The organism is Ammoniphilus sp. YIM 78166 (genome assembly GCF_004522215.1).
Taxonomy (GTDB): Bacteria; Bacillota; Bacilli; order Aneurinibacillales; family RAOX-1; genus YIM-78166.
Genome location: NZ_SDLR01000002.1, coordinates 1,032,543 through 1,046,459, shown reverse-complemented (window position 1 = coordinate 1,046,459; position 13,917 = coordinate 1,032,543). Strand labels below are relative to the sequence as shown.

The 13,917-nt window shown below is 42.4% G+C and carries 11 protein-coding genes; 1 reads left to right on the top strand and 10 read right to left on the bottom strand.

What is annotated here, in order from left to right:
- Positions 1–171: 171 nt before the first annotated feature.
- The gene (locus EIZ58_RS11275; protein ID WP_134700889.1) at positions 172–2,301 is read left to right on the top strand and encodes a helix-turn-helix domain-containing protein; all 2,130 of its coding nucleotides are present in this window, start codon (positions 172–174) and stop codon (positions 2,299–2,301) included.
- 39 nt (positions 2,302–2,340) lie between these two features.
- Here the strand turns inward: EIZ58_RS11275 and EIZ58_RS11270 are convergent, their stop codons facing one another.
- The 10 genes from EIZ58_RS11270 to EIZ58_RS11225 all read right to left on the bottom strand — a co-directional run bounded on the left by EIZ58_RS11270 (position 2,341) and on the right by EIZ58_RS11225 (position 13,878).
- Complete coding sequence (locus EIZ58_RS11270; protein ID WP_134700888.1) at positions 2,341–3,603, bottom strand: amidohydrolase; 1,263 nt, start codon at positions 3,601–3,603, stop codon at positions 2,341–2,343.
- A gap of 29 nt (positions 3,604–3,632) precedes the next feature.
- On the bottom strand, positions 3,633–5,165 hold the full coding sequence (locus EIZ58_RS11265) for an AbgT family transporter (protein WP_134700887.1): 1,533 nt from the start codon (positions 5,163–5,165) through the stop codon (positions 3,633–3,635).
- 2 nt (positions 5,166–5,167) lie between these two features.
- A complete protein-coding gene (locus EIZ58_RS11260; RefSeq protein WP_134700886.1) occupies positions 5,168–6,376 on the bottom strand; it encodes a M20 family metallopeptidase in 1,209 nt (402 codons plus the stop codon).
- A 146-nt stretch (positions 6,377–6,522) separates the two neighbouring features.
- Positions 6,523–7,821, bottom strand: a complete 1,299-nt coding sequence (locus EIZ58_RS11255) for a helix-turn-helix domain-containing protein (RefSeq protein WP_134700885.1) — start codon at positions 7,819–7,821, stop codon at positions 6,523–6,525.
- A 68-nt stretch (positions 7,822–7,889) separates the two neighbouring features.
- Complete coding sequence (locus tag EIZ58_RS11250; protein ID WP_134700883.1) at positions 7,890–8,963, bottom strand: FAD-dependent monooxygenase; 1,074 nt, start codon at positions 8,961–8,963, stop codon at positions 7,890–7,892.
- 77 nt (positions 8,964–9,040) lie between these two features.
- On the bottom strand, positions 9,041–9,676 hold the full coding sequence (locus EIZ58_RS11245) for an alpha/beta hydrolase (RefSeq protein WP_134700881.1): 636 nt from the start codon (positions 9,674–9,676) through the stop codon (positions 9,041–9,043).
- Between the two features lie 60 nt (positions 9,677–9,736).
- Positions 9,737–10,165, bottom strand: a complete 429-nt coding sequence (locus tag EIZ58_RS11240) for a DoxX family protein (protein ID WP_134700879.1) — start codon at positions 10,163–10,165, stop codon at positions 9,737–9,739.
- Between the two features lie 272 nt (positions 10,166–10,437).
- Entirely contained in the window at positions 10,438–11,286 is an 849-nt protein-coding gene (locus tag EIZ58_RS11235; protein WP_134700877.1) for an SDR family oxidoreductase, read from the bottom strand.
- A gap of 12 nt (positions 11,287–11,298) precedes the next feature.
- Positions 11,299–12,363: a mannonate dehydratase gene (gene uxuA / locus EIZ58_RS11230; RefSeq protein WP_134700875.1), complete on the bottom strand. Its 1,065-nt coding sequence runs from the start codon at positions 12,361–12,363 to the stop codon at positions 11,299–11,301.
- A 30-nt stretch (positions 12,364–12,393) separates the two neighbouring features.
- Positions 12,394–13,878: an MFS transporter gene (locus EIZ58_RS11225; protein WP_134700873.1), complete on the bottom strand. Its 1,485-nt coding sequence runs from the start codon at positions 13,876–13,878 to the stop codon at positions 12,394–12,396.
- Between the last annotated feature and the right edge of the window lie 39 nt (positions 13,879–13,917).

Here is a 13,917-nt window from a genome sequence, read left to right as displayed (position 1 = left end):
TCTTATGGCATCAACTCTGGAAATAACAGCGCTTTCGAAAGATACATTCCCACCGCCATCCTTTTCAACACTTATCTAATATTATAAAATGTTATACATGATATCAATGTGGGTTTATATATAATATCATCTAATTATATGTATATTCTTATATAGGAAAGGCGCTAAACCATGGATGATTTTACGTTAATTCAGTCATTCTTTAATAAAAAATGTAAAAACGTTCCTTATCAGGTATGGATTCAACAATCCCAAGATAACCATTATCAATTGACCTATAGGCAAGGGGAATGCGAATTAACCCCTCCGCCCCTCCTTTCCTTTCCAAATGGAAATTCGAAATACACCATCACTCAGCATAAAAATAACGTATACTTTGCTTTTTCGTATCCGGATGAATATCGCGTTGTGGTTGGTATGCTTCACGAAACCTGTCTTCTAAAGGAAGATGAACTAGAACATTTATTTCTTCTTTTCTATCTTTCTTATTCTCAACAGATCATTCTAACGAAAGAGTCCGAATTGGATATATGGATAGAAAGTATACGCAAGACTACGTCTTCCCTTGATTTGGATGAATTGCTGACCAACATCGTAAGCAACGCCCTCACGTTCATCCCTGTCATGGATGCCGGGTATCTTCAACTCTATGATCCTGAAACGGAACTTTTAGTTCCCAAAGCTGCTGTCGGTTTTAATGAAAATATTCATTCTTTTAGGGTGAAAATAGGAGAGGCCATTACCGGCCATGTATTTCAGGAAGGGAAACCTATTATGTTTGGTCGAAAAGAGGAAATCTACCAAGCGATGAGTACTATGTCGAAAGGCAACTATTATCATCTTCACGCTGCAGTAGATAAGACGTCGTATCTAAAAGCTTTAATTAGTGTACCCGTTTCGATGGGCGAAAAGCGGATCGGGGTGATGACCGTTCATCAATTCAATAAAGAGGGAAAACTAACCAACCGTGATTTACATTTACTGCAAGGATTTGCCGCTCAAGCAGCCATCGCCATTCATAATGCACAACTTTATTCGGAATTAAAAATGCGATTTGAAGAGGTTTCCGAATTAAGTGAGCAATTAATGGCTAAGAATCAATTTTTGTTAAAGAGAAATGACATTCATAAAACTTTAACCCAGCTCTCCTTGCAAAATAAAGGGACTGAAACGATCATTTTAGAGCTCAATCGAATGATGGATCGTACTGTTTCCTTTATGGATTTTCTCAATATGGAATATTATTCAAAAAAACAGATCCTTCAACATCCGCCTTTCAGTATGGAGGAAATCGCAAAAATTTTCTCCCAAAGGAAAAAACCGGTTTATGTCGATCTGTCCGATCAAACAAGCCATTATCTTTATCCCATCTACTCCGGTACCGTCTTTTTGGGGTGTTTCATTGTCCCTATGACTCGACCGCTTTCTCAGCTGGATCAAATCACCATCGAACAAGGGGGAGGGATACTCGCTCTAGAGCTAGTTAAAAAACAAACACTCACCGAAGTGTACTATAAGAAAACACATGAATTTTTTAATGAATTACTGCAAAACAAAGACCCACAGCTATTACTGGCTAAAGGGAAGGAACTTGGCATTAACCTGTCTGCCTTTCTGTCAGTTGCTATCTTTGAAATTACAGCTTATCAAGATCTACAAACATTGGAAGCCAACATTCATCGGTTATCCTCCATCTTAAAAAAAGGGTTGCTGACGGTAGACATGCTCGTTTTTGGTTTTAATAATAAAGTCACCTTGCTAATTTCGCTAAAGAATCCATCTCTTATCACGGAGATCACCCGTCTTTTCCGATCCATCTTAGCCGAATGGGAAAGCAGCGAAGGACCGCCCTTATCAGTAGGAATTAGCACTCCACATGAGGGGCTAGAACATATTTCTAAAAGTTACGATGAAGCAAGCAAAACCCTGGTCTATTTGGCCAACCGGAACCGGACAGGCCTTATGCGATACGAAGAGATTGGCCTCAATCGATTGTTCTTGAACCAGCCGACTCAAGAAATTCAACATTTTTTGCATGAAATTCTCTCGCCATTGTGGACTGAAAAAGCGAAAAGCAATCATTTAGAGCAAACCCTCATTACCTATATTGCATCCAACAGGTCAGCCACCCAAACTGCCGAGAAATTGCATATTCATATCAATACCTTCTACCAACGTCTTAAAAAAATTGAAGAATTATTAAATCTTAACTTTAATGAGCCTGATGACTTCTTAACGATCCTACTAGCCTGCCATTTGCAGGAAAGCTTCCATCATACACCAACAAGTGTGGATACGTAAAACGCACAAACCCATGCCTAATCAGCATGGGTTTGTATGCTATTCACTCAACATCCGTACAACAATTCGATATAAAAGGTCCACAGCCAGAGGCAGAACCTCCTCTTGGATATCAAACTTCGGATGATGATGCGGTGCAGGAAGATCCGAGCCGATTATCATATACGTTCCTTTCCCGCCTCTTTCCTGTACACGCCGAATCATGAAGCTTGCATCTTCACTTCCTAGTGCACCGGATTCCTGCAGCCCATTCACCGAAGAAAATCCTTCGATATGCTCAGCTTCTTCCATAGCGACGGCCACTAATTCCGGGTCACAATGAATAGGAATCGCCGCACCGATAATATCGATTTTATAGCGGAGCTCGTGCATGGCTGCGCTCTGGGCAATAATATGTTTAACGCGTCTTTCCAACTCCTGATTGGCTTCCTCTGAAACGGAACGTGTTTCAAGGATCATCTTCGCATACTCAGGAATGATATTGGCAGCGGTTCCCCCTTCCAGCACTCCCACATTTACGCGTGTGGCACCTGTACTGAACCGTGGAATCGCATGAATATTCAACAAAGCCGTAGCTGCTCCCATTAAGGCGTTCTTTCCTTTTTCAGGGGACGCTCCCGCATGGGATGGCACTCCGTAAAAATGAGCGGCCATTTTGGTGCTGGCCAGAAAACCCGAGGAACCACCGTACATTTCACCTGTAGGAACATTCGTACCGAGATGATGACAAAAAATATAATCGACATCATCCAAGATCCCTTTTTGCACAATCGCGTAAGCCCCTCGCACCCCCTCTTCTGCAGGCTGAAAAATGAGCTTTACGGTTCCGGAAAAATCCCGTTTTGAAAGCTTGTGGGCCAATCCTAAACCGATGGCCGTATGGGCATCATGGGCACAAGCATGCATATTACCGGCATAATGAGAACCAAATCCATCCGATTGGGGAAAATGGTCAGGATCTTGACTCTCCTGAATTGGCAAAGCATCCATGTCAAACCGGAAAGCAACGGTAGATCCATTGCCTTTCCCTCTTAGTACGCCGATAACCGCCGTGTGGCCTCCCTTCATTTTTTCGAGAATGTCAGGATTAGCCCCATCCCGCAACGCTCGTTCATAAGCTACTTGAAGATCTTCTTCTGCCGGCACCCCACGACGGGAGTCAGCATCCATTGCCTCTTTCCCATAGATGACATCGAATCCAAGGGAGGTTAACATTTCAACCACTCGGGAAGCCGTCCGAAATTCCGTAAAACCAACCTCAGGATATTGATGAAACTCTCTTCTTAAAGAAATAACATCCATTCAAAGCAACCCCTTATAAGATTAATCCTCTACTTGGCATAAACCCCTGGCCCAAAAGGCAATCCAAGGAAATACCAGACGGCCATCTGCACGATCCAAATCAGCAAGAACAAGATCGCATAAGGCATCATGGTGGAAAAGACCGTCCCCATTCCAGAATCCTTCTTATACTGCTGATAATACGCTAAAACCAGTGGTAAATAGGGATTCATCGGCGTGATCATATTGGTCGACGAATCGGCCACACGGAAAGCGACTTGGACAAAGGCAGGATGATAATCCAATAGCATGAACATAGGAATGAACACCGGCGCTAACATCGCCCACATGGCGGAACCGCTTGCAATGAATAGATTCATGATGGCCACAAACAGTATGAACACAACAATCACGGAAAATCCAGTCATATTGATACTCTTTAAAAACTCTGACCCATTGACGGCCATGACAATTCCAACATTGGTCCAATCAAAGAAAGCGATGAATTGAGAAGCGGCGAAGACTAATACAATAAAACCGGCCATCATTTTCATCGATTCGGTCATTAACTTAGGAATATCCGATGAAGTTTGGATAACCCCCACGATTTTACCGTATACCGTTGATGTTACAATGAAGAATAATAGAATAATCGGAATGATACCTTTTAAAAATGGAGAAGTCAGGATTCCCCCGGTTTTCGGATCACGAAGAAATGCACCTTCCGGAACCACTAATAAAGCAATAATGGCGATAAAAATAAGAGCTGTTATTCCAGTTGCCTTTAATGCGCGCCTTTCTTTTGCCGTGAATGCCTCCATCTTGATGTGATCTCCTTGGTAGGTGCCCAATCGTGGTTCTACCAACTTATCGGTAACCCATGCGCCAAGGATGGCTAGAATAAAAACGGATGCAGACATGAAAAACCAGTTATCAATCGGCGTAACAACAAAGTCCGGGTTGACCGTTTTTACCGCTTCCGTACTAATTCCGGACAACAGGGCATCCGTCCCGGCAATAAATAGGTTTGCCGTAAAACCTGCTCCCCATCCCGCTACACCAGCTGCAAACCCGGCAAGAGGATGGCGCCCCATGGCAAGGAAGATCATGGCACCCATAGGTGGAATGATGGCGATGGCTGCATCTGAAGCCAAGTTTCCCAATATCCCTATTAACACAACCGCAAAACTAAGCATTGCCTTCGGCACCTTCGAAATCAAAGCACGCAGAACCCCTTGAATCAAACCGACCTTTTCGGCTATACCAATTCCGAGCGTCATCCCCAATACCAAGCCAAGTGCAGGAAAACTCGTAAAGTTCTTCAGCATATTCGTAAGAATCCAATGTACGCCTTCTTGGCTTAACAAGCTTTTGACGGTGGCCGTTTCACCCGTTCCCGGATGAACAACAGATACTTTCATCGCGCCTAAGACCGCGGAGATGACGATAAAAATGCCACATAAATATACAAATAGCATAAATGGATGGGGAAACTTGTTTCCCGTCTTTTCAATCCATTTCAGAATCCCCTTTTGTTCAAATTCAGGAATGGGCGGCTGCGCGTCTACTGGTTTTCTGACCATCTTCAATCCCCCTTATTTTTATTTGATGTTAGAATCTTTTGTACCGCATGAACAAACAGGGCCACGCCATCCCGAAGAGAGTCTTCATCCACTGTAAAACGCGGGTGATGATGTGGATAGATGATTCCCTTCTCTTCATTTCTTGCTCCCACAAGTAAGAAGCAGCTAGGGACCTTGTCCGCAAAAGCGGAAAAATCTTCTCCACCCATTAATGGCGACATAGGCAATAGTCGATCTTGTCCCCATCTTTCTACTATTGTATCTTCCATAAGCTTGGTAACATTTTCGTCATTTACTACGGAACCGTAACCATGGCAATAGTCAAATTCATAGGTCGCTCCATGCGCCTCGGTGATCCCTTTAATGATCTGCTCCATCGTTTTTACCGTATGTTCCCGTACTTCCTTCCCAAAACTGCGAACCGATCCGCTTAATTTCACCGTATCCGGAATGACATTATAAGCACCGTTCCCCGCTTGGAAATTGGTCACAGAAACGACCAACTTATCAAGTGGCGATGTATTTCTAGCTACAATTTGCTGCAAATTCGTAACCACTTGGGCGCCAATGGCCAGCGGATCAATCGTCAATTCTGGCTGGGAGGCATGTCCACCCTTCCCTTGGATCGTAATGTTGAATCGGTCTGAATTCGCTGTAACCGGTCCGTAAATAAGGCCAATTTTCCCTACTGGAATCGTTGACATCAGATGGATACCGATCATGAGATCAACCCCATCCAACACTCCGGCTCTCACCATTTCTTGGGCTCCGCCTGGATGTATTTCTTCCGCGTGTTGGAAGATAAAGCGGACCTCGCCCTTGATTTGATCTTTCATTGAAACAAGAATCTTGGCGGTCCCCAACAGCATGGCTGTATGAGCGTCATGTCCACAGGCATGCATCACTCCAGGGATCTGGGAAGCGAATTCAAAGTCGTTCTCCTCCTGAATCGCAAGCGCATCCATATCCGCTCGCAAACCGAGAACCTTACCCGGTTGTTTCCCGATGAGACGCGCCACCACACTTGTCTTCGTAGGCCGCGAAATTTCTAGGTTTCCAAACGATTGGAGGGTCTCATAAACATATTGAGCTGTCTTTTCTTCTTGGAACGATAATTCAGGGTTTCTATGAAAATATCTTCTCCATCTGATCACATCGTCCTCCACCGAATTTACCCATTCATTGATTAAGTGTTTTTCTATAATAGACATATAAACAAATCCTTTCGTCACATATTCATTTCGAAATTTAACGAACACTAAGCGATAATTTCGTTATTTGTTTTTATTATATACGCTTACAATCGTTTAATCAATACAAAGAAAAAACACCCAATATTGGGTGTCATTGAGTGGCATTATTTTGTTAATCGATATATTTTACTCGGCCTTCCTCGTGTAGAATGGGACTCCTCCCCATCAATTTCCGCAAGACCGAATTCACATAAACTAGCCACGATTCGCTGAGCATTCCGTTTCGTCATCGATAAATGGGAAGCCAGATCCGCCGTGGTGAAGCCCTCCCAGCCCATACGATGGATAAGAGCCTCTATCTTGCTGTATGTTTTAATATTGATGTTTGCCTGATGCAGTTTCTCCAGAAGTCCTTTATCATGGGATCGGTAAGCATAGGCTAATTCTTCGTCTTGGCCGACCGATTCAATGATCGTGCCATCTTCCTGAACGATGCTAATTCCATGATTCGCTTTTTCTTTTGAAAATTGAACGGCTTTATAGGCATTCATCTCCGCTGAGGAGGCCGTCTCTCCAAACCCGATGCCGACTGCTACAGGAACTCCAGCATCCAGGATTAATTGTTGAACAGACGATTGCAGCATGTCAATTTCCCGTTCAATGGCACCACGCGAACTAAAAATCTGATAGCGCCCGTCGCCAATTTCCATGAATGAACCATCTAATTTTTCACATAGATGGAGAAGCGTCTGCTTGATTCTCAATTCTAACTGTTGCAGCTGGACCCTTGTCTGAACCTTTTCCGCAATTTGCTCATATTGAGTAAATTCAATGATTTCCACACCAATTTGGGTATCCTTAAAGTAAGAACTTTTTACTTTCTCGATAATAATTTTCAGAGCTTGTCTGATTTCCATTTTGGTAATGAAAATTCGAAAAACGGGGACTCCTTCATTCTTTAAGGCATGGTAAACGGAACTCAAGGTGGTTAAGGCCCCTTTGGTTTTTCCGTCCTTCCATAATTGAAGATGAAATTGAACCAGCTCCTGAGGGTTATACTCCTCGTCAAATAATTCTACATAAAGATCGCGAATGGGAATCTCCAGTTCATTCAGTGATTCAGAAATATCCTCCGTTTCAATCATATCGATCGATATTCCCTGCAACGCTTGCTCGTGATGATGGAACAGCTGCAAAAGACATCGATAGAGACTTGATCCCGTATTAGGAGAATAGACGTAATCTGCATTTGGGCCCAGTACCTTTTTGGCCATATTATAAGGAATGGGGCCTGAAAAGAACCAGCCATTCACTTCATGATGATGTTCTTCCACAATCAATTTCGCTTCCCTGGATTCCTCATAGGGAAATGGGATAAATTTGATCTCATGCTCATATTCATTGGCAACCTCTAGTATCCGGTCTACGGATTCGGATGGACCGACCACTCCAATTCTATGCATAATCCTTCTATGCTCCTTCTGATTCCTTTAGGACATGATTTAAGATTATACCAGAGTGGGGTTTGGATCTAAACATAATTCACTTCTTTTTCTAACTGTTCAGCTTGCAGTTTTTCAATTTCATCTCTTCGTCTATGTTCAAATTCCTTCAGCTTAAAGGTGCTGAAATCATTTTGCTTGCAAGCTTCAATTAGAATTTCTCCTAGAATATCAGCATCTTTCAGTGCGGCACTTACTCCTATTGCCCCTGTTGGACTCATCGTGTGGGCGGCATCCCCCAGGATAGACAATCCGTCTTTGACCCACGTCGAACAACGGCAGCTTTGAACACGAAGGTTTACAAAGTCCCTCCACGATTGAATGTTACTTCTAACGGTATTGGTCAACTCTGGAAATACCTCCAAGAGTTCTGTGATAAATGGCTCAAAGGGTTGTTTGATAAGGTCAAAGTAAGCCCCCTCTTCGATATTCCAGCCAATTTGAAGAAAGCCACCTGTTTGAGTAAATAAAGCCAGTTGTTTATGATTAACTAGAGCTAACCTTATTGTTGGGTCCCAATGGGTAGGAGCGGGGATTTTTGCCCATAAAACGTCATAGCCATGCTTGATGATTTCTGTAGGAATGTCTGCTATTTTACGAACGGTAGAATAACGACCATCAGCACCTATAACACAATGGCTATGAATGGTTATGATTTCATCACCACTTTTAGCTGTTAAACCTATATAACTTCCTTCTTTATTTTGACATAAATCCAAGACTGTTGTATTCATTAAAATCCTGTAGTTTTCATATTTCTTGGATTCTTCTATGAGGACTTGAAGTAAATTTCCATGTGGAAAATGAATGCTTACATTGCCTTCTTCTTCGTCAAGATCCATCACTTTGATTCGTTGATTCTGATAAAAATACTCGACCCGCTTCATGGCTAAAATTCCACGTTCTTTTATCTTTTCGAACACCCTATATTTTTTTAAAACTTGAACCGCATCAGAATTTAAATGCTCCCCGCGAAATTCCTTCTCAACGCTTCCGTATCGTTCGATAAGAACCGTTGAAATCCCATGACTTGCTAAAACAAATCCGAGTAATGCTCCTGCTGGTCCGGCACCGACAATACAAACATCCGTGTGTAAATCCATCTTCTCACCTCCTGTATAAAAAAAAACTCCTATCGGAGTAAATTCAAAGTAGCCATAACGCTTTTAGAGGAAGTTTTTTATGCCTGATAAATCCAATGGATAAAGTCTTTTTGATTTTCAAAAGAAACCTCATGTCCGACAGGATAGGAAGTAAAGCGTACATTTTGGCTTCGAGCTTTAAAGAATTCCTCATTTTCTCTTCCAATTTGCAAAGGGAAAATCGGGTCAAATTCTCCGTGTGAAATATAGATGGATACATCATCCACTGGCTTCAATGGATATTCTTCTTTGACGAATTTGGGAACATATCCACTCAATGCTACAATTCCTTTTATTTTGTTACCTAATGTAAGGGCAAGCGTCATGGATAAAATAGCTCCCTGACTAAAGCCCAAAAGATATTGTTGCGCTTGGTCAATGGGGTACGTGTTACCCGCGTATTCAATGAAGGATTCCAACAGCTGTATGCTTGTATCAAATACCTCTCTGTGAGGATTTCCATATCCTTGAATGGTAAAATAAGCGAACCCATTTCCTTGTGGAATCGGACCACGGATGCCTATAAGAATAAAATCATTTCTTAGTTCCTGAACCAGACCCAAACTATTTTCTTCATTGCTTCCGATACCATGCATGACGTATATAACAGGATATTTTTTTCCTTCTTCCCTATTGGCAGGAAGAAAAATCTTATATTGTAAAGGACTTTTCATCTTATGACCTCCAATCAAAAAAATGGACAGTATCTCATTTCCACTGTCCATTTTTGAAATTTAGGAAACGTTCCTTACCCCTTCTTCTTTATTAATTCCAAAAATTCTATTCTCTAAAGCATATAACTGGCTCCCACTCATAGTAAGCACAACGGCCATAGCCAATAAAGCTAAATCCAATTCATAGCCTGCCATCTGTCCATCTCCCATAAAGCCCACAGATAATTTTACTGTAAAGATAGCTCCAAGCAAGACGAACGCAATGAGCGCTGATACTATTCTAGTTCCAAACCCTAAGACTAAAGCAATTCCTCCAAGGAGTTCAATGAAAGAAACAACGTAACCTAAGAAACCCATAATCCCAATACTATCAAACCAACCAGCTACATTACCAAGACCCATTTGAAATTTAGCGACACCATGGATCAAGAACGTAACCCCTAAAACCACACGAAGAATCAACAAACTCCATTCATATTTTTGTACCATTACTCATCCTCCTCTACTTATGATTTATATTCAGTTTACTTTTAGTAAGCCTTAGGCCCGAAAAAACTGCTACCTTTGCGGAGTAGCATGATTAAAATTCAAAGACCATAAACTTACTTGTATTTCGTAAGTTAGTATATATTAATTTACTTAATTACGTCAAGTACTCAACAGTAAAAAAGTAATAAGGATATACAGAGTTGGGCGGAGAAATGGGGAGACTAATGGCATGTAATGTCATCTTTACATGCCATTAGGTCTTTTTATAAAAGTTAAACTCCCGAATAAGACATGAATCCCCCATCTACAGGAATCGTAATGCCTGTGACGAAGCCTGACATGTTCTCATCTGCCAGCCAGATCATCGTCCCTAAGAGATCTGCAGGTGATCCGAATCTGCGCATGGGAGTGTGCGAGAGGATTTTCTCCGATCTCTCCGTTTGGGAGCCGTCTTCATGTGTTAAGAGACTTCGATTTTGTTCCGTCAAGAAAAAGCCGGGAGCAATGGCATTGACTCGGATACCCGTCTCAGCCAAATGAACGGCTAACCATTGCGTAAAGTTATTGACTGCTGCTTTAGCTGCACTATAAGCAGGAACCTTTGTCAGCGGCGAATATGCGCTCATGGATGTTAAATTGATGATAATGGCTCCTGTCTTATTGATCATTTTCTTTGAAAATATCTGGGTAGGAATGAGCGTTCCAAGAATATTCAAATCAAAAACATGGTTGAAGCCTTCCTTGGTTAAGTCGAAAAACGTGGTGAGACGGGTTTCGCCCAGATCCTCTTTCTTAAGATTCTCCTTGGTTGTCACGCCCTTCGGATGATTTCCACCTGCACCATTAATGAGGATGTCACACTCGCCAAACTGTTGGCTTACCATCTCTTCCGCATTTTTTACACTCTCTGCGTCTAATACATCACAAGCGATAGCGATAGCCTCACCACCCGCACGTCTAATGTCCTCCGCTACCCTTTCCCCTTTTTCTAATGTTCGATTCAAGATGGCTACTTTAACTCCCTGCCTGCCCAATTCCATAGCCATCGCACCGCATAGAACCCCTCCGCCTCCAGTGACGACAGCTACTTTTCCTTTGAGATTTTCATTGATGGCCAGCATAATTCCCTCTCCTTATAATTTAGCTCGACTTAAAGAATCCCAGATTCCCCACAAGTACATAATGCCAAGGGCTCTATCATATAGACCGTAACCCGGACGACATTCTTCGTCGAAGATATGTCTTCCATGGTCAGGTCGTACATACCCGGTAAAACCATGATCGTGATAGGCTTTGACGACTTCGTAAATATCAACCGAACCGTCTTGCGTCCGGTGAGAGGTCTCAATGAAGTCGCCGTTCTCATAAATTCTGACGTTCCGAATGTGCGCAAAATGGATTCGGTCAGCAAATTCCCTCACCATCTCCGGAACATTATTATGCGGATTTGCTCCTAGAGAACCGCTGCACAGGGTTAATCCATTGTATGGACTATCCACTAAGTTTAAGAATCTTCGAATATTCTCTTTATTGGTCATGATTCTTGGAAGTCCAAAAATGGACCACGGCGGATCGTCGGGATGGATCGCCATCTTGATACTATTGATCTCTGCAACCGGGATAATTTGATCCAGGAAATATTTCAGGTTGTTCCACAAATCCTCTTCCCCTACATTTTTATAAGCTTCAAAGAGCAAGGAAAGATCCTTCAGCCGCTCAGGTTCCCAACCTGGCATGATGAACCGAGAATATTCCGATATTTTATTCACCAACTCCAGTGGATCCATTTGTACTACCTTTGCTTTCTCAAAAAATAAAGCGGTAGAACCATCCTCCATTTCTTCATACAAATCGGTTCTTGTCCAATCAAAGATCGGCATGAAGTTATAGCAAATGACCTTTACCCCGACTTTGGCCAGCTTTTCTATCGTTCGTTTATAATTTTCTATATAGTGGTCTCTTGTGGGAAGACCCAGCTTAATATCTTCATGCACATTGACGCTTTCCACCACCTCGATGTTGAGCCCGTATTCATCCGCTTGTTTTTTGACTTTAAGAATTTCCTCCATCGGCCATTCTTCGCCTGCCGGAATATCATGGAGAGCCCAAACCACGCCCTCCACGCCAGGAATTTGCTTAATATGGCTTAACGGAATCCGGTCATTTTCTTGTCCAAACCATCGGAATCCCATTCTCATCTTCTCATCCCTCCTAAATTTGAAAATTTTTTATATCCCTTTTTCTGTACCTGTAGCCGTTAATACGGAAGAATTTAAATCGCTTTCATTTTCCTTATTTTTCTTTTCCGCGATAGCGGCTTGTATCTCAGCCATCTTTTTATTATCCAGTGCATAAAACTTCATGGAGATAAGGGAAGCGATCCAACCAAACATCGGAATGCCAAAAAACAGCACAAAGGTCATGACTAGTAATGGGCTCGTCAGTGGATCCCCAACTTGTGGGAAAACTTCTCTAAAACCAATCCATGCGAGCAACACGCCTACAAGGGTTGCGGATAAAGAAGAGATCAGCTTATCAACAAAGGAGAAGACTGTTCCCAGCATCCCAGGAATGAAACGGCCTGTTTGGTAAGTTTCATAATCTGCGCAATCGGCAATCATCGGTATCACCATATTCGTAGTCAATTGAGTGAATCCCATATTCAGGCTATATAAAACCAGAAAAACAACCGTTACCACCCCGAGGTTCGAAAGAGAGATCGTAGTAGGATCAATCATTAAGATAAACACGGCCAGAGCGGAGGCTGTAATCAAAGATAACCATGTACCTCCCACAAAGGATCTTTTCAACCCAATCTGTCTAGCCATACCAAGCCCAATATAAGAAATGACCAGAGTAGGAATAATCGTGATAAGCGAGACTGTTCCGCTAAGCGCATAATCTCCAATCAAAATTCCGAAAAACATGATGGGTACAGCCGGTTGTTGCTTCACGCTTGCTGCTAATTTATCCGTAGAAGCTGCGATGACTAGCATTTGCATCGGCCTGTTTCCCTTAAGAATAGGCCAGTAATCCCGGAATTGGGTTCTTACCGTCCGTTCTCCCAAACCAAAAAACTCTTTGCGGTCCTTCTCCCCTATTCCTATCACAGCTAAAACCGTGAATAGAGCTGAAGCGACAATGATGTACGTATTAAACTCTGTGAACAATCCCATATTAAACCCGCCATACTTAGGAACCAAGTAGGAGGCAATCAGGATTTGTCCACCGACAAATAATAGGGTATTGTAAGTTGCGTCGAAGATTGAAAAGAGTGGACGTTGTTTTGGATCGTTTGTCAACACCGTTTGTGCTGCCTTTGTAACCGCTGTCTGAAAGGTGTAACCAATAATGTAAATGGAATAGATGGCAATAAAAAAGATCAGTTGTAGTGCTTCTGGCAAGAGGTGCGTAACATTGTAAATGGTTAATAAAGATGCGGCTAAAATCGCATTTCCTAAAATCATGAAAGGCCTGAACTTACCAAACTTCGATTCCGTTTTATCCAGGAGAAACCCAATGATAGGATCCGTAAAGCCATCAAACACTCGCATGGCTGTGATGACGGTACTTATAATCACCACCGACAATCCCGCAACACCGGTTGCATAATAAGAAACAAACATCATGGCAAAAAAATATAAGTTAGTTGCGGTATTGTTTAAAGCAAAAAGTCCAATTTTCCAAACTTTTGAGGTGTGATAGTGTGACATGTGAACTCCCCCTTTTCCAAAAAGATGGCAGTGCTCTTA